Annotated in this window: 23 protein-coding genes; 8 read left to right on the top strand and 15 right to left on the bottom strand. The window is 59.3% G+C overall.

The genetic code is table 11. From position 1 onward, the window contains the following. Positions 1–17: 17 nt before the first annotated feature. The 6 genes from CU100_RS24245 to CU100_RS24220 all read right to left on the bottom strand — a co-directional run bounded on the left by CU100_RS24245 (position 18) and on the right by CU100_RS24220 (position 2,451). Positions 18–428 carry a gamma-glutamylcyclotransferase family protein gene (locus tag CU100_RS24245; RefSeq protein WP_106719191.1) on the bottom strand — a complete coding sequence of 137 codons (411 nt, stop codon included), beginning with the start codon at positions 426–428 and terminating at the stop codon, positions 18–20. Next, the gene (locus tag CU100_RS24240; RefSeq protein ID WP_106719190.1) at positions 425–778 is read right to left on the bottom strand and encodes an antibiotic biosynthesis monooxygenase family protein; all 354 of its coding nucleotides are present in this window, start codon (positions 776–778) and stop codon (positions 425–427) included. The genes CU100_RS24245 and CU100_RS24240 overlap by 4 nt, the downstream gene beginning before the upstream one ends. A 134-nt stretch (positions 779–912) precedes the next feature. Beyond that, a complete protein-coding gene (locus CU100_RS24235) occupies positions 913–1,311 on the bottom strand; it encodes a GFA family protein (RefSeq protein WP_106719189.1) in 399 nt (132 codons plus the stop codon). A 111-nt stretch (positions 1,312–1,422) separates the two neighbouring features. Beyond that, positions 1,423–1,704 carry a hypothetical protein gene (locus CU100_RS24230; protein ID WP_106719188.1) on the bottom strand — a complete coding sequence of 94 codons (282 nt, stop codon included), beginning with the start codon at positions 1,702–1,704 and terminating at the stop codon, positions 1,423–1,425. A 108-nt stretch (positions 1,705–1,812) separates the two neighbouring features. Then, positions 1,813–2,094, bottom strand: a complete 282-nt coding sequence (locus CU100_RS24225) for a DUF3175 domain-containing protein (protein ID WP_106719246.1) — start codon at positions 2,092–2,094, stop codon at positions 1,813–1,815. A gap of 21 nt (positions 2,095–2,115) precedes the next feature. Next, on the bottom strand, positions 2,116–2,451 hold the full coding sequence (locus CU100_RS24220) for a DUF427 domain-containing protein (protein WP_106719187.1): 336 nt from the start codon (positions 2,449–2,451) through the stop codon (positions 2,116–2,118). 165 nt (positions 2,452–2,616) lie between these two features. Between CU100_RS24220 and CU100_RS24215 the strand changes: the two genes are divergently transcribed. Both CU100_RS24215 and CU100_RS24210 read left to right on the top strand, forming a co-directional pair. Further along, positions 2,617–2,931, top strand: coding sequence for a hypothetical protein (locus CU100_RS24215; RefSeq protein ID WP_106719186.1), 315 nt, complete (start codon positions 2,617–2,619; stop codon positions 2,929–2,931). A 15-nt stretch (positions 2,932–2,946) separates the two neighbouring features. Beyond that, entirely contained in the window at positions 2,947–3,576 is a 630-nt protein-coding gene (locus tag CU100_RS24210) for a UdgX family uracil-DNA binding protein (protein WP_106719185.1), read from the top strand. Positions 3,577–3,579: 3 nt separating this feature from the next. On the opposite strand, the gene CU100_RS26640 is transcribed toward CU100_RS24210, so the two are convergent. Together CU100_RS26640 and CU100_RS24205 are read right to left on the bottom strand one after the other, a co-directional pair. Continuing rightward, complete coding sequence (locus CU100_RS26640) at positions 3,580–3,738, bottom strand: ABC transporter ATP-binding protein (RefSeq protein WP_146141898.1); 159 nt, start codon at positions 3,736–3,738, stop codon at positions 3,580–3,582. A gap of 67 nt (positions 3,739–3,805) precedes the next feature. Beyond that, positions 3,806–5,143, bottom strand: a complete 1,338-nt coding sequence (locus CU100_RS24205; RefSeq protein WP_106719184.1) for a PQQ-dependent sugar dehydrogenase — start codon at positions 5,141–5,143, stop codon at positions 3,806–3,808. A 332-nt stretch (positions 5,144–5,475) separates the two neighbouring features. Between CU100_RS24205 and CU100_RS24195 the strand changes: the two genes are divergently transcribed. The 4 genes from CU100_RS24195 (at position 5,476) to kdpC (ending at position 10,094) form a co-directional block, all read left to right on the top strand. Beyond that, positions 5,476–5,565, top strand: a complete 90-nt coding sequence (locus tag CU100_RS24195) for a K(+)-transporting ATPase subunit F (RefSeq protein WP_106719182.1) — start codon at positions 5,476–5,478, stop codon at positions 5,563–5,565. A gap of 98 nt (positions 5,566–5,663) precedes the next feature. Continuing rightward, positions 5,664–7,367: a potassium-transporting ATPase subunit KdpA gene (gene kdpA, locus CU100_RS24190; protein ID WP_106719181.1), complete on the top strand. Its 1,704-nt coding sequence runs from the start codon at positions 5,664–5,666 to the stop codon at positions 7,365–7,367. A gap of 55 nt (positions 7,368–7,422) precedes the next feature. Further along, positions 7,423–9,513, top strand: coding sequence for a potassium-transporting ATPase subunit KdpB (gene kdpB, locus CU100_RS24185; protein ID WP_106719180.1), 2,091 nt, complete (start codon positions 7,423–7,425; stop codon positions 9,511–9,513). Positions 9,514–9,524: 11 nt separating this feature from the next. Next, positions 9,525–10,094: a potassium-transporting ATPase subunit KdpC gene (kdpC, locus tag CU100_RS24180; RefSeq protein WP_106719179.1), complete on the top strand. Its 570-nt coding sequence runs from the start codon at positions 9,525–9,527 to the stop codon at positions 10,092–10,094. Between the two features lie 47 nt (positions 10,095–10,141). Here kdpC and CU100_RS24175 read toward each other — a convergent pair whose 3' ends face one another. Further along, positions 10,142–10,576: an SRPBCC family protein gene (locus CU100_RS24175; protein ID WP_106719245.1), complete on the bottom strand. Its 435-nt coding sequence runs from the start codon at positions 10,574–10,576 to the stop codon at positions 10,142–10,144. A 121-nt stretch (positions 10,577–10,697) separates the two neighbouring features. Here CU100_RS24175 and CU100_RS24170 point away from each other — a divergent pair, with 121 nt between their 5' ends. After that, positions 10,698–11,768, top strand: coding sequence for an adenylate/guanylate cyclase domain-containing protein (locus tag CU100_RS24170; protein WP_106719178.1), 1,071 nt, complete (start codon positions 10,698–10,700; stop codon positions 11,766–11,768). 120 nt (positions 11,769–11,888) lie between these two features. Beyond that, the gene (locus tag CU100_RS24165; RefSeq protein WP_106719177.1) at positions 11,889–12,722 is read left to right on the top strand and encodes an aldo/keto reductase; all 834 of its coding nucleotides are present in this window, start codon (positions 11,889–11,891) and stop codon (positions 12,720–12,722) included. 57 nt (positions 12,723–12,779) lie between these two features. On the opposite strand, the gene CU100_RS24160 is transcribed toward CU100_RS24165, so the two are convergent. The 6 genes from CU100_RS24160 to CU100_RS24135 form a co-directional block, all read right to left on the bottom strand. Continuing rightward, the gene (locus CU100_RS24160; RefSeq protein WP_106719244.1) at positions 12,780–14,030 is read right to left on the bottom strand and encodes a Zn-dependent hydrolase; all 1,251 of its coding nucleotides are present in this window, start codon (positions 14,028–14,030) and stop codon (positions 12,780–12,782) included. Between the two features lie 11 nt (positions 14,031–14,041). Then, positions 14,042–14,812: a glutamine amidotransferase gene (locus tag CU100_RS24155; RefSeq protein ID WP_106719176.1), complete on the bottom strand. Its 771-nt coding sequence runs from the start codon at positions 14,810–14,812 to the stop codon at positions 14,042–14,044. Positions 14,813–14,840: 28 nt separating this feature from the next. Beyond that, positions 14,841–15,932 carry a phosphotriesterase family protein gene (locus CU100_RS24150; protein WP_106719175.1) on the bottom strand — a complete coding sequence of 364 codons (1,092 nt, stop codon included), beginning with the start codon at positions 15,930–15,932 and terminating at the stop codon, positions 14,841–14,843. Then, positions 15,933–16,961: an ABC transporter permease gene (locus CU100_RS24145; protein WP_170113957.1), complete on the bottom strand. Its 1,029-nt coding sequence runs from the start codon at positions 16,959–16,961 to the stop codon at positions 15,933–15,935. Continuing rightward, complete coding sequence (locus tag CU100_RS24140) at positions 16,958–17,761, bottom strand: ATP-binding cassette domain-containing protein (RefSeq protein ID WP_106719174.1); 804 nt, start codon at positions 17,759–17,761, stop codon at positions 16,958–16,960. The genes CU100_RS24145 and CU100_RS24140 overlap by 4 nt, the downstream gene beginning before the upstream one ends. 71 nt (positions 17,762–17,832) lie before the next feature. Beyond that, positions 17,833–18,771: an ABC transporter substrate-binding protein gene (locus tag CU100_RS24135; protein ID WP_106719242.1), complete on the bottom strand. Its 939-nt coding sequence runs from the start codon at positions 18,769–18,771 to the stop codon at positions 17,833–17,835. Positions 18,772–18,865: the final 94 nt, after the last annotated feature.

Here is an 18,865-nt window from a genome sequence, read left to right as displayed (position 1 = left end):
TGGTGGCGGGCTTTTCCTTATTTCTGCCGTTCCCACGGCGGGACAAACCTCCCATCCGTATATTCATCGAGATAACCCGAGTGTACCGGAATAGCGAGGTCTGGCGACTTCAGGAAAGCGAAGGCCCATCCTGTCTCGCTGCCGTCATCGCGGCAAACCTGTATGGACTTGCGGAAATGACCCGGCGAACCAACGGATTCCAGCGCGTCCAGGAGGGGTAGTTTGCTTTCAGCAATATTGTAGAGCTCGCCCTTGACGCGCAGACCCTTGCCCGGCGCGTCCAGCATCATGGGTGCGAACCACGATCCGGCAATCAGCATGGGAAATCTCTGGACAGTGCGGTAGTTTCCGAGAAATTCCGCATCGCTCAATCCCTCGTCGTGGAGCGCATAGCCTTTCTTGAGTGTGCCGAAGGCGAATATTCTCATCTGGATCCTGCAAAGAACTCGCTCGGGCCGGTCACCCCATGGCTCGACCGTATCCGGAGTACCTGTACCCGGTCCGGAAGTTCGATCAGAAACTCTTCATCACGCTCAAGATGATGGATGCTGTTCGGGTCGCCGCCGGTGAACCGCGCCATTGCCTCCTTATCCTCCCAATAGGAGATCGTCATGAACTCCGTTTCGTTCTCCCGGTCTTCGCGCAGCGTCTGAACGCCCAGCGCCTTCTCGATGAGCGGCTTGATTCCAGCCTCGTAATTGTAGGCTTCGTACTCATCGGCTCGCTCCGGCCGTGTGCGACCGCGCCAGATGCGGGCAATCGTCGGTCGTTTGGTCATCCGGTTTCTCCTCAGGGACTGGTGTCGACGGGAAGTGGTTCAAACGCCGGATCGTGTCGTGTTGTTCCTCATGCCCGGTCAGAAGCGTCTTGTGCGAAAGCTGCCGTTCTTCGCCCGCAGCGAGGGGGGAACCTTTACCAATCCTCATCGCCTTGGCGGCTCGGCAGGCCTTCGCCGCATTTCACCCACGGAAGCCGCGACTCGTTATGGTAATTATACGCAGGCGTGGCAAGTTCGGGGTGATCGAGAGTGCCGGCATGGATTGCCGTCTCACGGGAATTCCGGTCGTAGACCAATGCAATGGGCGTGCCGCAGCCCGCGCAGAAGCTGCGCGATCCGATTGGCGACGATCGTCGCACGACCGGGCGGGATGGACCGGTCCAGGTGAGATCGCTGGTCTTGACCCAGTTCAATACGGCAAAGGGCCCGCCCGTTGCTCGGCGGCACATTTCACAATGGCAAAGATGTGTCCGCTGAATCTTTTTGATCTCGAACCTGATCTGTCCGCAAAGACAGCCGCCAGTGTGATCCATGTCTGATCCTAACCTCCGCCCGGTGCTTGCCGGGAGTTGCAGGCAGCTTGCGCTTGCCGGCAACCTCCAAGCAGTTGAACTACAACTGCTCAGCTTGAGGCTGGTTCCGGATCAGACGATTTCGTCGGATTTCATCGGGGGCTTGTTTTCGTTCGCCGAACGCAGGGCCTGGGCAGCGTCATCGACGCGGGTAATAACGCCTTGTTCCATGCGAAAAATTCCATGCTGTCCGCCTTGTTTGGCGAAGTCCATTTCGAGGTCGCCCCACGAACCGAGAAAGTTGCCGCAAGAACTACAATGGATCGGGGTGCTCGAGGTTACGTCGGCAGGTATGTCGAGATAGATTGTACCACAGTCGGCGCATTCAAGTTTGTGATCAAGTCTCTGCGCCATTCCAGCACCCTTCCGCGATACCGCGCAACAACAGTACTCTCTTTATAGTTGAGCGCAATTGTATGTCCAGTAGGAGACACATGGGCGGAATGAAATTGCCGGGGGTCGTCAGGCGCGGCCAAACGCCTTGCGGAGTTCGTCCTTAGCCTGCTCAAGGACGGTTTTCTGCTGCTCGGGAAGATTGCGGCCCGCCCGGTTGACATAGAAGGTGAGCATCGACATCGCGGAGCGATATGGACTGGATTTGCGCCGATTCGAATGCTCCGCAGACCGCTTCAACGACCTGGCGATCTCATGCGGATCATCCTGTTCGAAAACATGCGGCTCAAGGTCCAGAGCGTCACTGTGCTCCGTGACCTCCCGGGACCACTTCTTCCTCGGTTTCCTCATCGGGAAACCCTCCATCACGGATTATTCGAACGTGACTTTCTGCGGGTCAAACGCTCCATGCGCACGGATGGCGCCCATGTCGGGAAGCGGATCCTCATAGGCCCACATGGCGTCCTTGGCCGACTCGCCCTGACCCCTCACCCGCCAGTAGGATGCGGTTCCCTTCCAGGGGCATTTAGTACTTGTATCCGTCTTTTCGAGATGCACGAAGTAGATGTCCTCGAAGGGGATATAAAGGACCGGGTTGTGGCCGGGTTCCAGCAGTTCCAATGCCCGCTCCGTCGAAGCTATGACGACGTCGTGGAACCTGACGGTGACGGGGTGGGAGTAAGGCTGGATGGTAATGCCGCTGTCCATGGTTCGTTCCTATCGTAGTTGACCGGGCGAAGTCTGGTTGAGTTTGAATCGATCAGGAAGCAAAATGTTCCCGCCGCCCAATAATAGCCGGCCGATCCACCGCGTCCAGTCCGACTGGAACCGGCATCTGCCTGACGCGTTAAAAATCCAACAGGAGAAAACACCATGGCCGAAACAAGACTGCTCACGGACCACCAGGATATCAGGGACTGGGCGGCGGGCCGATCAGGCTATCCGGCCATTCGCGATACTTCGGAACTGATCGGGAACGATGTCCCTGTGCTCTCGATCCAGTTCGGCCAGCATGCCTATGAAGATAATGACGACCAGGGTGCCGATCGTCCAGGCGATCTCGGAAGACCCCGGCTCGTCGAATGGGATGAATGGTTTGCAGTATTCGACGCCGAGGGGCTTGGTCTGGTCGTAGCAGAGGACGTTCCGGGGCAACGCGACGATTTTCACGAGATCATCAGAAGGTAGTTTTATGGTGGCGTCATGGACAAGCCTCACCTTTACGAAGAGGACGTATCTCACGCAGATAGCCTGAGCGAACTGAAGGCCGAGGCGGAACACTGCACCCGGTGCCACCTTTACAGGAACGCTACACAGACGGTTTTCGGTGAAGGGCCGCAACGTGCCGACGTCGTTCTGGTGGGAGAACAGCCCGGCGACAAGGAGGACCTTGCGGGACGGCCATTTGTCGGTCCCGCGGGCGCCGTGCTAAACAAGTCACTGGCAGAGGCACATATCGACCGCAACCGGTGTTACGTCACGAATACCGTCAAGCATTTCAAGTTCGAGCCGCGCGGCAAACGCCGCCTGCATTCAAAGCCCAACGCGACCGAGATTCGTATCTGTTCGTGGTGGTTGAAAAACGAACTGGAATTGATCAGGCCGAAAATAGTCGTCGCACTCGGGGCGACGGCTGCCGGCTTTCTCGTCGGCAATAGCGTCCGCATCACCAAGGATCGCCGAAAGATCTTTCACCCGGAGGGATTGCCCCCGGTGCTCGTAACCATCCACCCATCATATATTTTACGGATACGGGAGAGGGAGCAGGCAAGCGCCGAAATGCGCGAGTTCGTTCGTGATCTGGCAGAAATTGCCAAATACTTTTCGGCTTGAGTCCTACTTCCCCTGTTCTTCGTGATAAATCCGGTCAGTGGCCCGATCACGGGCTTTCCGTTCCGACCTGCTGAGGCGCCGCTGCCGCATCCCCATCGCGAACAGCACGCCGAGTACGATAGGACCGCCCACAATGGTCAAAAGCCATAGAAATTCTGTCATCGCTGGGTTTCTTTCGTGTCGATTTTCCCGTCAGGGTGTAACCGCCCGAAAGTCGATAGGTTCCATTTCATGGAGTGCCCGCTGGTGTAACGCGCCACACCGCATTACCCACGTCGTCGGCGACGAGAAGAGCTCCGGTCTTGTCGACGGCCACGCCCACCGGACGGCCCAAGGCCCTGTCGCCGTCGAGGAATCCCGTCAGGATGTCTTTTGGCAGCCCATCCGGCTTGCCATTGCTGAACGGAACAAAGATGACCTTGTAACCGCTGCGCGGCTTGCGGTTCCATGACCCGTGCTGCCCGATGAACGCGCCATTCTTGTACTCGGGTCCAAAGAGTGTACCGGTGTAGAACGTCAGGCCAAGCGATGCTGTGTGAGCTCCGAGTGCATAATCGGGCTTGATGGCAGAAGCGACCAGCTTCGAATCCTGCGGATTGACCCGGGTGTCGACGTTCTGGCCGAAGTAGCTATACGGCCAACCATAGAAGCCGCCATCCTTGACCGAGGTCATGTAATCGGGGACAAGATCGCTGCCGATCTCGTCGCGCTCGTTGACGGCAACCCAGAGCGCGCCGGTTTCCGGATTCCAGGAAAGTCCATTCGGATTGCGCAATCCCCAGGCAAAAAGCCTGGTTTTCCTCGTATTCAGATCGATCTCAAGGACCGCGGCTCGATTGGCTTCCGCGTCGAGGCCGTTCTCGCCAACGTTGCTGTTCGAGCCCACGGTCGCATAAAGCTTCGTCCCGTCAGGGCTGGCAATCACATCCTTAGTCCAGTGGTGATTGAGTGGACCTGCCGGCAGGTTGGCGATCTTCTCCGCAGGCGCGGTGATCCTGGTGTCCCCGTCGACATAGGGAAAGGCAACGATAGCATCCGTATTGGCGACGTAGAGCCTGCCGTTCGAAAGGGTCATTCCGAACGGCGAATTGAGGTTATCGAGGAAAGCCTCCCTGATTTCGGCGACACCGTCATTGTCAGCATCCCGCAAGAGAGTGATCCGGTTTGGACTGGGCGTGCGCGCTCCCGCCTTGGCCATGACCAGGCCCTGGATCCAGCCCTTGATACTAAATTCGTCATTTTGCTTGGGCGGTGCGTCGGTCTCTGCAACCAGGACGTCGCCATTCGGCAGGACATGCAGCCAGCGCGGATGTTCAAGATCCCTGGCGAACGCGTCGACCTTCATTCCTGATGCCGCAACTGGCGTCCTGTCCTGCGGCCAACCGGAAGCCTCTGCGACGTGCACCGTCGGAATGGGCCTGGGGTTTGGTGGCGGGAGTGCGGGGTCTGGTCCATAGCCCTGTTCAACAGGAATGGTGGCAGCCTCTCGCGAGTAAAAGTAAACGCCGGCCGCAGCGATCGCCGCCAATACCAGCAGCGTCGCGATGATGAGGAACGCGGTTTTCAAGGCTACCCTCCAATGAGACCTTGTGAAAGTGACCAACGCGCCAGCATGAACAAGGTTGCCAAACGCCAGAACTGGCAGGCGCTGCGAGCGAAACTGGAATCCTTATGGTTTCCTTATCCTTCGTTCATAGATGCCGTCTCGAATTCTTATGGCGCGCGGGTCCATAGTCTGGATGATCAGCGGCCTTGTCCATCCTTCGGCCGGGCCGCGTCATTCGCGCAAATGCAGGAGTTCCACCAATGGACATAATTGTTCTCGCATCGGGTATTTTGCTGTTCGTCCTGTCGATGGCCTACACCAAAATCTGCGACATTCTCTGAAGGGGCGGCAAATTGTCTATCGACCTTCTTCTTGGCGGCGCCGTGACCCTGTTTCTCGTCGTCTATCTCACCTATGCCCTCGTTCGTCCGGAGCGTTTCTGAGCGACCGTCGATCATCACGGCATGACGGGTACAACTCCGACAGGCTGCATTCTTCAAACGGCACCTCGTACACACTGGCAAGGCCTGGAAAGCTACACATGACTGTCAACGGCTGGATGCAGATCCTCGTGTTCTGCAGCATCATCATCTTACTCGTGAAACCGCTCGGCGGCTACATGACCCGTGTCTTCAATGGTGATCGCACGCTGCTTTCACCTGTTCTTGTTCCCGTTGAGCGAGCACTATTCCGCATGGCCGGAACTAGTGAGCGGGAAGAACAGCGCTGGACAACCTATAGTGCTTCATTGCTGGTCTTCAGCCTGGCCGGTTTTCTGGTTCTCTATTGCCTGCAGCGCTTCCAGGGTGCACTTCCGTTCAATCCTGCTGCAATGGGGGGGACGGAGCCGGGACTCGCGTTCAACACGGCTATCAGCTTCGTCACAAACACGAACTGGCAGAACTATGGCGGCGAAAGCACGATGTCCTACCTCGTGCAAATGGCCGGTTTCACGGTGCAGAACTTCGTATCGGCTGCAACCGGTATCGCTATTGCCATCGCACTGATCCGCGGGTTCACCAGAGCTTCAGGCAAGTCGATCGGCAATTTCTGGGTCGATCTTACCCGGTGCACGCTCTATATTTTGCTGCCACCCTGTATCATCCTGACGCTCGTCTATGTCTATCTCGGTGTTCCGCAAACACTCGGCACCTATGTGGATGCGACGACGCTGGAAGGCGCCAGACAGACGATCGCCCTAGGTCCTGTTGCCTCCCAGCTTGCGATCAAGATGCTCGGCACGAATGGCGGCGGGTTCTTCAACGTCAACTCCGCGCATCCCTTCGAAAATCCCGACGCCGTATCCAATCTGATCCAGATGGTGACGATTTTCGCCATCGGCGCGGCATTGACGAATGTGTTCGGCCGCATGGCCGGCAACCAGCGGCAGGGTTGGGCGATCTTTGCTGCCATGGGCATTCTTTTCCTCGCAGGTGTAACCGCCTGTTATTGGGCCGAAGCTGCCGGTAACCCGCTGGTTCACGCGCTCGGAGTGGACGGCGGCAACATGGAGGGCAAGGAGACGCGCTTCGGCATAGCGCTCTCCGCGCTCTTCGCCGTCATCACGACTGCTGCATCCTGCGGTGCAGTGAACGCGATGCATGATAGCTTCATGGCGCTCGGCGGCATGATTCCCCTCATAAACATGATGCTTGGCGAGGTCATAATCGGCGGCGTCGGAGCCGGGCTTTATGGCATGCTTCTGTTCGTGATCATCACCGTCTTCGTGGCAGGCCTGATGGTCGGCCGCACACCGGAATATCTTGGCAAGAAGATCGAAGCCAAGGAGGTCAAGATGGCCATGCTTGCCGTCCTGGTTCTGCCTCTGGCCATGCTGGGCTTTACGGCGATAAGCACCATCCTGCCAACAGCGGTTGCTTCCGTCGCAAACGCCGGTCCGCATGGCTTCTCCGAAATCCTCTACGCCTATACGTCCGCTGCGGCGAACAATGGTTCGGCTTTCGGCGGTCTGACGGGTAACACGCCCTGGTACAACATTACTCTTGGCATCTCGATGTGGATGGGCCGGTTCTTCGTCATCATACCGGCGCTGGCGATCGCTGGCTCCCTTGCCGCCAAGAAGACCGTTCCGGAATCCCCGGGGACATTCCCGACCCATGGGGGCCTGTTCGTTGGCTTGCTCATCGGTGTCATCCTGATCGTTGGCGGTCTCACGTTCTTCCCGGCGCTCGCCGTCGGGCCGATTGTCGAACATCTCGCTATCGGCCTCGGCCAGACATTCTGAGCCGCATCTGGCTGGCGCATACGGGTCAATTCACATTTCACAACTGGAGTCTCAGATGAGCCAGTCCAAGTCCCCGAGTCTCATGGACTCATCCATTCTTGCACCTGCCATCGCGGGCGCCTTCAAGAAGCTGAACCCGCGCACACTTGCAAAAAATCCGGTGATGTTCGTCGTCGCCGTGGTTTCAACCCTGACCACGGTACTTTTCATCAAGGACGTGGCAACAGGGGGGCCAAGCCTCGGTTTTTCTTTCCAGATCATCATATGGTTGTGGTTCACCGTGCTCTTTGCCAACTTTGCCGAAGCGGTGGCCGAGGGGCGCGGCAAGGCACAGGCCGACTCGCTACGCAGGGCCCGAACCGAAACCCAGGCGAAGCTTCTTTCCGGCGAAGACCGCACGACGTTCAGGCTGGTTCCCGGCGCGAGCCTCAAGGTCGGCGATATCGTCCTCATCGAGGCTGGCGACATCATCCCGTCTGACGGCGAGGTGATCGAGGGAATAGCCTCGGTAAACGAATCGGCAATCACCGGCGAGTCCGCTCCGGTGATCCGCGAATCCGGCGGCGACCGCTCTGCCGTGACCGGTGGAACGCAGGTCCTGTCGGACTGGCTGTGGGTTCGCATCACGTCCGCAGCCGGTTCGACCTTCATTGACCGGATGATCGCGCTCGTCGAAGGTGCAGAACGAAAGAAGACGCCAAACGAGATTGCGCTCAATATCCTCCTTGCCGGGATGACGCTGATCTTCGTGCTGGCAACAGCGACGATTCCAAGCTTTGCAGCCTACGCAGGCGGGTCAATTCCAGTCGTCGTGCTTGTCGCGCTTTTCGTGACTTTGATTCCCACTACTATCGGCGCACTCCTGTCGGCAATTGGAATTGCCGGAATGAACCGGCTCATCCAGTTCAATGTGCTCGCGATGTCGGGACGGGCAGTCGAAGCGGCGGGTGACGTCGACACCTTGCTGTTAGACAAGACCGGCACGATCACATTTGGAAACAGGCAGGCAGCCGAGTTCCTGCCGGTCAAGGGCGTGACGGACGAGGAACTCGCCGATGCGGCCCAGCTAGCTTCGCTGGCGGACGAGACGCCCGAGGGCCGTTCGATCGTTATCCTTGCACAGGAGAGGTATGGCGTCGCCGCCCGCGACACTCACGGCCTGGACGCGACTTTCGTGCCCTTCACGGCACAGAGCCGCATGAGTGGCGTCGACATGGTTGGATCGGCGATCCGCAAGGGTGCGGTCGACGCCGTTCTCGCCTATGTCAACCGTACCGCCGCTGCATCCGGGACAAGCGGAACGACCCTTGCCACACGTGCGACAGCGGATGTTGTCCGGAATTTGCAGGGTATCGCCGGCCAGATCGCCAGAGGCGGCGGCACACCGCTCGCGGTTGCCCGGGATGGCGACCTGCTTGGCGTCATATACCTGAAGGATGTCGTCAAGGGTGGCATTCGCGAGCGGTTCGCCGAGCTGCGCCGCATGGGTATCCGCACCGTGATGATCACCGGCGATAATCCGCTCACCGCTGCTGCCATTGCCGCGGAGGCGGGCGTCGATGACTTCCTCGCGCAGGCAACCCCGGAAAACAAGCTCGACCTTATTCGCGAGGAGCAGTCGAAGGGGAAACTCGTCGCGATGTGCGGCGATGGCACCAACGATGCCCCGGCGCTTGCCCAGGCGGACGTCGGCGTAGCCATGAACACCGGCACCGTGGCTGCTCGCGAGGCCGGTAACATGGTCGATCTCGACAGCGATCCCACCAAGCTGATCGAGATTGTCGGCATCGGCAAACAATTGCTGATGACACGGGGTGCGCTGACGACCTTCTCGATTGCAAATGACATCGCGAAGTACTTCGCCATCATCCCGGCGATGTTCCTGGCCTTCTATCCGCAACTTGGTGCGCTTAACGTCATGGGGCTGCAAACACCCCAGAGCGCCATTCTCTCGGCGATCATCTTCAACGCGCTGATCATCGTCGCGCTTATTCCGCTGTCGCTGAGAGGCGTCAAATACAGGGCTGTCGGGGCAGGCGCGCTCCTGAGCCGCAACCTTCTCATCTATGGCCTGGGCGGCGTCATCGTTCCCTTCGCCGGTATCAAAGCCATCGATGTGATCATCACAAGTCTCGGCCTGGCATAAGGATCATACCGATGTTGAAACAACTCCGACCTGCGATCATCATGATCACCGCCTTCACAATCATCACGGGACTTGTCTATCCGCTCGCAATGACGGGCATTGCCCAGGTCCTGTTCCCGCGGCGGGCCAATGGCAGCCTTGTCGAGAAGGATGGCACCATCATCGGTTCGACGTTGATCGGCCAGGCTTTCACCTCCGAAAAGTACTTTCATGGCAGGCCGTCTGCTGCGGGAAGCGGATATGATGCCGCCGCATCCAGCGGTTCCAATCTCGGCCCGGCAAATCCGAAACTCATCGGCCGCATCGAGGTGGAACTGGCAGAACTGCAGGCGACCAATCCCGCTACGCGCGTACCGATGGATCTGGTCACGACATCCGCTAGCGGTCTCGACCCGCATATTTCGCCGGAAGGAGCCTATTTTCAGGTTCCGCGCGTCGCCAAAGCCCGGGGTGTCGATGCGGCTCGCGTTCGCCAGCTCGTCGACCAACACGTTCAGGGCCGCGAGCTCGGGTTCATGGGTGAGCCAGTCGTCAATGTCCTGGCGCTCAATCAGGCACTCGACAGCCTGACGGTGCAGTAGTTGACCGCAGATACCCGGCCCGGCGCTGCCACGCCCGCGACTGGTTCTCAGTCGAGATGTGTATCCGGTCCGGGGTCGCCGCCAGATGCGGCTATGGAGAGCCTGCGCAGATAGTGGTTCCAGCCCTTTTCGTGGCTGGCGCGTTCCTGCTCGTCGGGAAGCCCGTTATGGGTGAAGCGCACCAGGGTGCCCCCGTTCTTCTCAACAAGGTCGATCTCTATCAATCCCGAACCCGGCGGCACAGTCTCGTGTCCCTCCCAACCGAAGCTGTAGGCCAGGCGATGGACCGGAATCACCTCCGTGAACTGGCCCCGGGCCGTTTGCGTGTCATTCATGCTGAGCAGATAGATGCCACCCGGATGTGGTTCGACGGTCGCTTTCGTACCCATCCAGCGCAAGATCTTGTCGGGGTCGGTGAAGAAGGCGAAGACCGTTGCCTGCGGGGCAGCAATCTCGATCTCACTGTATAGCGTCTCTGTCATCGGCGATCCCTCCCGGCTCGGCGCAATAGCAATCGCATTCGCATAATCTAAGCCAATCGGGATTTCGCGCAAGAAACAAAAGGTCGTGACAGGGCTCCAGCTTGGTTGCATGATGACGGCCATGCAACTGCCGTCCGCGCTTACCTATCTGGTCGATGAGGCGATCAACGCGCCTGACGGGGATGCCTTCCTCACGGAGCTTGCAGACCGGCTCATCGCCGATGGCATGAAGCTGGCGGGAGGCGCGCTTACGCAAGCGGCTCCGCACCCGATCATCGAGCGGCGCACCTGGCTGTGGCGCGCCGACACGGGGAAGGTGATCGAGGCGCTGAACCTTGCCCTGCCTGCTGGCGCCGGCCCAGGCAATGTCGCCCGCAACTGGCTCGCGGGCATAGGCACGGGTGTTGCACAGGAGGATTTTGCCGGGGCGGGTGACGGTGCCGTACTCGCCTGGAAGGCGAGCAGGCCTTTCAGCAGCTCCGAATCGGAACGCTTGCGCGAAGTTGCGCGCTTTGCCGCCGCGCCGCTAGCCTTGCTCGCCGCACGCTCAACCACGTCAGCCCTGCTGACGGCCTATCTTGGACGACGCAGTGCGGCACAGGTGCTGGCCGGCCGCCTGCGGCGCGGGCCCGGGGAGACGATACAGGCAGCCCTGCTTTTTGCCGATCTGCGCGGCTTCACGGAACTATCGGAAGCGGCCGAGGCGAAACAGGTCATCGCTGCCCTCGATGCGTGGTTCGACCGGATTGCCGGTGCCGTCCATGCTTTCGGAGGAGAGGTCCTGAAATTCATTGGAGATGGGGTGCTGGCCATCTTTCCGATCGGCGGCCAGCGCGACACGGCTGCTGCATGCGAGGCGGCACTGCGTGCGGTCGCTGCGGCCCGCGCCGGCATGGATCATCTTCAGCATGTCCGCACCGAAGAGGGCGCGCCGCCCCTGCCGTTCGGGATGGCGCTGCATCTCGGCGAAATGTTATGGGGCAATATCGGCACTGCCGACCGGCTGGATTTCACCGCGATCGGTCCAGCCGTGAACCTGGTGAGCCGCCTGCAGGGCCTTTGCCGGCCTCTCGGCCAGACCTTGTTGCTGTCCGGCACGTTTGCCGCAGAAACGACACAGCCGCTGATCCCGCTCGGCGAGCACAAGCTCCGCGGCATTGCCTTGCCATGCGCCGTGTTTACGCTGACATGACAACAGCGGGGCGCCGCATGCGCAACGTAGCCTTCCATTCGCGGCGCAGTTGCGCGATGATCAGACGGGGTCCCACTTCCGGGCGATGAACAGCAATAATCGACAGCGAGGTGAATAGCGATGAGGCATACTGCACTTCCCTCTGGTGAAATGGTGCCGATACTTGGTCAGGGCACCTGGTTCATGGGCGAGGACGGCCGGCAGTTTCATCAGGAGGCCGACGCGCTGCGGCTTGGCCTCGATCTCGGCATGAGCCTGATCGATACGGCGGAAATGTATGGGGATGGCGGGGCGGAGGAGGTTGTCGGCGAGGCAATCGAAGGACGCCGCAAGGATGTTTTTCTCGTAAGCAAGGTCCTGCCATCGAACGCTTCGCGCCGGGGCACGGTGCTCGCCTGCGAACGCAGCCTGAAACGGCTGAAATGCGAGACAATCGACCTCTATCTTCTGCACTGGCGAGGCGGACATCCATTGGAGGAAACGGTCGCCGCCTTCGAGGAACTCATCAAGGCGGGTAAAATCCGCTATTGGGGCGTCAGCAATTTCGATGTGGAGGATATGGAAGAGCTTGACTCGGTGAGCGGGGGCAAGACCGCCGCAAGCAACCAGGTTCTCTACAATTTGAGCCGCCGCGGCGTCGAATTCGCCCTTCTACCCTGGTGCCAGTCACGAAAAATTCCGTTGATGGCCTATTCGCCGATCGAACAGGGCCGAATGCTGAACCATCCCGCTTTGACACGGGTCGCCAAGGAGTGCGGTGTGACCCCAGCTGCGGTGGCGCTGGCATTCGTCCTCAGCCAGGAGGGCGTTATCGCCATACCGAAGTCGAGTACGTCCAAACATATTCACGAGAATTGCCGTGCACTTGAAGTAAAGCTGAGCGCCGGTCAGATCGCGATCCTCGACGAGGCATTTCCGCCGCCAAGCCGAAAGCGGCCGCTGGAGATGATCTAGAACGACTCTGATAGACAAAACTTGCTCTAGCGCTTCACTCGATTGATGCGAGATGGATCATCGGTAAGCAGCCAAGGCGGCCAGGGTAGAGTGCAGCAGGACCTGAGCGCCGAGGACGCAGTGTTCCGGCTCAACGAATTCGGCTTCGTTATGGCTGAGTCCATCGCGGCAAGGCACGAAAATCATGGCGGCGTCTGTTACGCGCGCGAGGAAAAGCGCGTCGTGGAAGGCGCCAGACAGCATTGGCCTGAACGGGACTGCAAGGCGTGATGCGGCCTGTTCGACCGCCTGCAGCAGCGACGGCGAAAACTGCGCTGGAGGCATGTCGAATGTGCGGCGGATGGTTGCTTCGCAGCCAAGCGCAGAGGCCTTGGTTTCGCAAATGGCGCGAACATGGTTCTCAAGCCGCGCCAGTTCGGCGGCGTCCGGATGGCGGAGGTCGACACTGAAGGATACCTTGCCGGGGATAGCGTTGATCGAAGCGGGCTCTACCGAGATGCGACCGATTGTGAGCCGGGCACGCTCATCATTGGGCATGACGGTATTGTAAAGGTCCTGCAGCGCATCGGTGACTGCCACGAGCGGATCGCGGCGGAACGAGAGTTGCGTCGTGCCTGCATGGGCAGTCTGACCAGTGACGACGACCTCAAGCCATCGCGTGCCCTGAATGGCATGAACGATGCCGATAGGGATGTTCTCGCGCTCGAGCGTCGGCCCCTGCTCGATATGAACCTCAAGGTAACCGGAGACTGCACCTCCCAAGGGACGCTGGATCGCTCGAGGAAGCGCGTCGAGCGTTGCTGTGAGCTCTTCGCCGAGCACTTTCCCGTCAGGAGAGCGGGCCGCCTGCCATTCGCCGGGGATCGCACCCGAGGCAAATGCCATCGAACCCATGCAGCCGGGCGAGTACTGGCTGCCCTCCTCATTTGTCCAGGCGACGACTTCCACAGCCATAGGAGTTCGGATGCCGGCGTCCTCCAACGTCTCAAGCACTTCGAAAGCTGACAAGGTGCCAAGCGCGCCATCAAACCGCCCCCCCATCGGCTGGCTATCGAGATGGCTGCCGATGAGGAAGGGCGGGAGGTCGTCGGAGACGCCGGGTCTGCGAATGAAGAGATTTGCCATCGGATCCTGGAACACGGCAAAGCCGCGCTCCTGCGCCAGAGCTGCGAGCCTTGCCCTTGCAGCGCGGTCTTCGACGGAAAGCGCCTGGCGGTTGACGCCTCCGGCGGGTGTGGCGCCAATGGCAGCAAACTCGTCCAGCCGTTTCAGGAGGCGCTCACCGTCGATCCGGGCGCTGGTATCAATCGTGCTTTGGGTCAATCTTTTGCGACCGCCCAGGCGAGCATCTGTTCAAACAGTGTCTTGTAGCCCTTCCATGCGATGAATTCCGACGGCAGCCAATGGGGTCCCACATCCGACGTCCAGGCAAGCGTACGGCCCTTGCCATAGGTTCCCGTGACGAGCAGCGGCTGCGAGCCATAGTCGGTGGATACGGTAGCAAGAACTTCCGCATCGTCCTTGACCGTGACTTCGTTGTATCCAAGGAGGATCGGCCAATCCTTGCCGAGACCCTGCAGGATGGGATGGTCGCCGGCGCCGGTGACGACGGGGGTGAAGCCTTCAGGGACCTCGATGCGGTCATCGACGGAGAGGCAGGTGACGGGCAGGACTTCTTCGACCGCAGTTCTGTGATAGCGCGCGCCGCCGTTGATGCCCTGGAAACTGTAGTAACCTCCAAACATCAGCAATGCACCGCCATTGCCGACGTAATCACGCAACAGGCGAAGGCGGTTCGGCGTGGTCTTCGAGTGTATCCATGTGTCGGGATGCAACAGCAGTGTGTTGGCGCCGATGTCGGAAAGAATGATTGCCTCGTACTCTGACAACGCCTCGATGGTCTGCGGAAAATCCCGTTGCGCTTCGTGCGCAGGCATGAATTTCACGTCGAAATCACTGTCCTTCAGCGCCTTCAGCAACTCGTCGGCGCCTGTGTGGTACGTGACCGTCGGGAACTGATCGAAACCCTTGATATGGGTGGCAGTGGAGACCCACGACTCGCCCGCGAGAAGAACTTTGTGTCTGGACATGAAAACTCCTTGTAGCAAAAAGCAGCGATCAGGCCGCCGCGGAAAATACAGATTTCGGGTTGTCGGCAAGCATGCGCTCGATGGTTGCAGCGTCGACGCCATGGCGCTTCAGGCGCGGCACGAAGTGCTTGAGGATATAGCCGTAGCCGAAGCCGCCGTAGCGTGTGAGCATCATCTTCAGGAAGACGTCCTGCGAAAGCAGAATGCGGTCGCCGAAGCCCATGTCGACGAGAGAGCGGATGGCACGGGCATTCTGTTCGTCGGAAGGCGATTGGGCATCCTGATCGGCATAGTAATAGTCCATGCCGATCATGTCATATTCCAGAAGCGCACCGCGCTCGGCAAGGCTCGCCTGATAGGGCAAGTCCTCATGGCTGGGGTTCATGTGGCAGAGAATGGTGTGGCGCAGGTCAGCGCCCTCATGCTCGACAATGTCCAGCACTTCATTGGCCAGACGCTCCCAGCCTGGCAAATGAATCGAGAGCGGAACCCCCGTAAGTCGAGACGCGCGGGCCGAGGCGCGCAGCGACTTGCGCTCTTCGGATGTGAAATCCTTGCTGACGCCGACCTCGCCGATAATTCCTGCCATTATCTCGGGCTGGGTGTCCTTGCCGCCAACATCATTGACGATAAATTCGGTGACGGCATCGACATCCATGTCTTTCAGCCATTCGGGATGGGTATGCTGGAGGTAGAACCCGGAGCCCATGACGATCTTCAGATTGGACATGCGCGAGATCCGCCGCAGCTTCACCGGGTCCCTGCCAATGCCAATATTGGTGGGATCAACGACTGTGTGGCCGCCGAGCGCCTGAAAGCGCTTGAGCTCGGAAAGGGCAAGGTCGGAATCGTCCAGGGAAACGTTATCGCGATTCATATATGGATTCATGCGCAGCTCGCCGATGATTTCTATCGAGACGGGCTGCTGCGCGATCGCCCTTTCTTCGAGATGACATGGGCACTTCCATGAACTTGCACCATCGAGCAGGATATGCTCGTGCATCAGCGTGATGCCCATTTCAGCGACCGGAACCGGACCCTGAACGGTCATCACCATCCCGGAATTCACGCCGATTGGCAAACGTCCTGCCGGTCCGCTTTCAAAATCGAGCCCCGTCATTCATCTGCTCCGGATCGCGCCGCGAAACAGCCGGAAGTTCAGCCAGATTGCGACGAGAATGATCGTGCCGGTAACAATGGGCGTGAAAAACGGTGACATGTGCGCGAGTATAAGGCCATTGCCGATAACGGCGACGGTCAGAGCTCCGAGCACGGTGCCGACGAGTGTTCCCCGACCACCGAAGAGGCTGGTGCCGCCAAGGACGACCGCTGCGATTACCTCAAGCTCGAATCCCTGTCCGGCATTTGACGAACCGGAGCCGAGGCGGGCAGCGAGAATGATGCCAGCCGCTGCAGCCGCAGTGCTCGAGAGGATATAGACCATCATCGTCGTGAGGCGTGTATCGACACCGGCGCGGCGCACGGCCTCGGCATTGGCGCCTATGCCGGTGACATAACGGCCGAAGCGGGTTTCATTGAAAACGAGATACGCGACGACAAGCACGACAAGAGCAATGAGGGCAGGGACGGGAACGCCGAGGAACCACGCACGCCCTATGACCGTGAAAGGGCTGGTCGCCTCGACCGGAATGGAATAACCGCCAGTGATCAGAAGGGCTATTCCGCGAATGACGGAAAGCCCGGCTAGCGTAACGATAAACGCGGGGATGCGCTCGTAAGCGATGAAGAAGCCCTGGATTGCACCGACGGCAGCGCCGAGCAAGAGCATGGCGATGATAACCAATGGCCAGGGCAGGCCCGCCTGCAGTGTGACGGCGGAGAGGGTAGCCACAAGCGCCAATACTGACCCGACAGAGAGGTCAATTCCCCCGGTGGTGATTACGAAGGTCATGGCAGCAGCCACGATCAGCAAGGGTGCCGATTGCCTGACGATGTTGAGGAGATTGGGTGCAGTTAGAAAGGCATCCGTGATGCCCGAAAACAAGAGACATACGACGAGGAAGAATATGGCGATGGAGACGACGCTGCCATTGGCCATGAAACGGTCGTGCAGAGTGCTTTTGCGAACGCGTGTCTGGGCCGCTGCCGGGTGCAGGGCGTCATTGCTTGACGTCGATGGATTGCTCATGGCCGTACTCCATTGTCTTCGCTGCGGCGAGCCGACCGCGCCTGGAATTTGCGACCGACAATGAGGTTGACGACGTCTTCGATGCTGGTGTCCTCGATACGCCGTTCGGCGACATTGCGGCCTTCGTACATGACCTGAATACGATCGCAGACAAGGAACAGATCCTGCAGGCGGTGCGTGATGAGAATGACGCTTACGCCGCGGGCGCTGACGGCGCGGATGAGGTCAAGAACGGCCTCGACCTCGGCGACGGCGAGAGCCGCCGTGGGTTCGTCCATGATCAGGACGGACGGCTCGAACGATGCAGCCCGGCCAATAGCGATGGATTGGCGCTGGCCACCTGAGAGGTTTTCAACCTTGAGACCTGTATCGGCGATGACGATACCGAGGCGGTCGAGCATGGCCCGGGCTTCGTCGTGCATGCGCTTCTTGTCGAGAAAGGGCACGCCGAGAATCCGCCGTCTCGGCTCGCGCCCGAGGAAAATGTTGCCGGCGACATCGACCGTGTCGCAAAGGGAAAGGTCTTGATAGACCATCTCCACATGTTCCGACCGGGCATCTGCGGGGGAGGAAAACGATACGACCTTGCCATCGATCTCGATGGTGCCCGCGTCTGGTATGACTGCGCCGGACAACACTTTGCTCAGGGTCGACTTGCCCGCGCCATTGTCGCCGACGAGGCCGAGCACTTCACCTGGCCTGAGGCTGAGCGAGACGTTGTCGAGCGTCTGGATCGTGTTGTACCGCTTGGATATGCCGGTCATGCGGACCCGGTAAGTTTCATTGCCAATATCGTTCATCGCAATACCATGGGGTTAAAATGAAACAGGAGCGGGCGCGGCATGTGCGGCCGCGCCCTCACAGCCATGTTCTATTTGAACATGCCGCGGAACTGATCGACATTTTCCTTGGTAACGATCGTGACCGGGACATTGATGATCGGCTCGATCTTTTCGCCCTTCTTCAACTTGACCAGCGCCTCGACGGCAGCCTTGCCTTCACCGGCCGGATCTTGCTGTACCACGGCTGTGACCCAACCGGCGTCGATGCCTTCGACAGCCTGCTTGGTCAAATCCCATCCGAAGACCTTGACATCGCCCGTGCGGCCCTGGCTCGTTACCGCCGAGACTGCGCCGACCAGAGCGGGTTCACCGGTGGCGTAGAGTGTCGTCATGTCAGGATTGGCGGTCATCAGGTTCTCAGCGGCAGTCAATGCCACGTCCTGCACGTTCTGGCCGTCCACCGTATCGAGGAAGGTGATCTTTTGGCCGCTATCGGCAACTGCCTTCTTGAACCCGTCCAGACGCTGGTTCTGGATGAAAGAATTCAGCGCACCGATGACACCGATCTTGGCGGTGCCGGCCATGTTGGCCTTCACGTAATCGGCATAGAACTTGCCGATATCTTCACCGGCCTTGGTATTGTCGACGCCGACGAACGCTACATTGTCGCCCTCCGGAATCTGCGCATCGATGGCGATGACGGGAATACCGGCGGTCTTGGCAGCGGTAATCGCGGGTTTAACGCCATTAACATCGATCGCGACAAGAATGATGCCGTCGACCTTCTGGGTGATGTAGTTTTCCATCGCGTCATTCTGTGCGCTTGGAACATTGTTGGCGTTGAAGATAACCAGCTTGGCACCGGCGGCGTCGGCCGCTTTCTGTGCGCCTTCGTTGATCTGGTTGAAGAAGAGTGCCTGCTGGTTGATCGTCACGAGGGCAAAAGTGTCGGCCCAAGCAGACGCCCCGAGCGCGAGAGTCATTGCGATGGCTGCTGTGCAGCCGGAAAGTACTTTGTTCAAACGCATTCCGATTCCCCTTTTTTTCTGATGGATGGCCCATAACGGGGCCCATTGTAAAACTGAACGCAGGGCATCATTCAAGAGACTTGAATGCATGTCA

The organism is Phyllobacterium endophyticum, assembly GCF_003010935.1.
Taxonomy (GTDB): Bacteria; Pseudomonadota; Alphaproteobacteria; order Rhizobiales; family Rhizobiaceae; genus Phyllobacterium; species Phyllobacterium endophyticum.
This window is presented reverse-complemented; position numbering and strand designations above follow the sequence as displayed.

Excerpts from the sequence above, each read along its gene's own strand:
- CU100_RS24140 (WP_106719174.1), bottom strand. The coding sequence starts at position 17,761 with ATGAACGATATTGGCAATGAAACTTACCGGGTCCGCATGACCGGCATA.
- CU100_RS24225 (WP_106719246.1), bottom strand. The coding sequence starts at position 2,094 with ATGAGGAAACCGAGGAAGAAGTGGTCCCGGGAGGTCACGGAGCACAGT.
- kdpC (WP_106719179.1), top strand. The coding sequence starts at position 9,525 with ATGTTGAAACAACTCCGACCTGCGATCATCATGATCACCGCCTTCACA.
- CU100_RS24220 (WP_106719187.1), bottom strand. The coding sequence starts at position 2,451 with ATGGACAGCGGCATTACCATCCAGCCTTACTCCCACCCCGTCACCGTC.
- CU100_RS24210 (WP_106719185.1), top strand. The coding sequence starts at position 2,947 with ATGGACAAGCCTCACCTTTACGAAGAGGACGTATCTCACGCAGATAGC.
- kdpA (WP_106719181.1), top strand. The coding sequence starts at position 5,664 with ATGACTGTCAACGGCTGGATGCAGATCCTCGTGTTCTGCAGCATCATC.
- CU100_RS24245 (WP_106719191.1), bottom strand. The coding sequence starts at position 428 with ATGAGAATATTCGCCTTCGGCACACTCAAGAAAGGCTATGCGCTCCAC.
- CU100_RS24170 (WP_106719178.1), top strand. The coding sequence starts at position 10,698 with ATGCAACTGCCGTCCGCGCTTACCTATCTGGTCGATGAGGCGATCAAC.
- kdpB (WP_106719180.1), top strand. The coding sequence starts at position 7,423 with ATGAGCCAGTCCAAGTCCCCGAGTCTCATGGACTCATCCATTCTTGCA.
- CU100_RS24240 (WP_106719190.1), bottom strand. The coding sequence starts at position 778 with ATGACCAAACGACCGACGATTGCCCGCATCTGGCGCGGTCGCACACGG.
- CU100_RS26640 (WP_146141898.1), bottom strand. The coding sequence starts at position 3,738 with ATGACAGAATTTCTATGGCTTTTGACCATTGTGGGCGGTCCTATCGTA.
- CU100_RS24155 (WP_106719176.1), bottom strand. The coding sequence starts at position 14,812 with ATGTCCAGACACAAAGTTCTTCTCGCGGGCGAGTCGTGGGTCTCCACT.
- CU100_RS24215 (WP_106719186.1), top strand. The coding sequence starts at position 2,617 with ATGGCCGAAACAAGACTGCTCACGGACCACCAGGATATCAGGGACTGG.
- CU100_RS24165 (WP_106719177.1), top strand. The coding sequence starts at position 11,889 with ATGAGGCATACTGCACTTCCCTCTGGTGAAATGGTGCCGATACTTGGT.
- CU100_RS24145 (WP_170113957.1), bottom strand. The coding sequence starts at position 16,961 with ATGAGCAATCCATCGACGTCAAGCAATGACGCCCTGCACCCGGCAGCG.
- CU100_RS24150 (WP_106719175.1), bottom strand. The coding sequence starts at position 15,932 with ATGACGGGGCTCGATTTTGAAAGCGGACCGGCAGGACGTTTGCCAATC.
- CU100_RS24175 (WP_106719245.1), bottom strand. The coding sequence starts at position 10,576 with ATGACAGAGACGCTATACAGTGAGATCGAGATTGCTGCCCCGCAGGCA.
- CU100_RS24230 (WP_106719188.1), bottom strand. The coding sequence starts at position 1,704 with ATGGCGCAGAGACTTGATCACAAACTTGAATGCGCCGACTGTGGTACA.
- CU100_RS24235 (WP_106719189.1), bottom strand. The coding sequence starts at position 1,311 with ATGGATCACACTGGCGGCTGTCTTTGCGGACAGATCAGGTTCGAGATC.
- CU100_RS24135 (WP_106719242.1), bottom strand. The coding sequence starts at position 18,771 with ATGCGTTTGAACAAAGTACTTTCCGGCTGCACAGCAGCCATCGCAATG.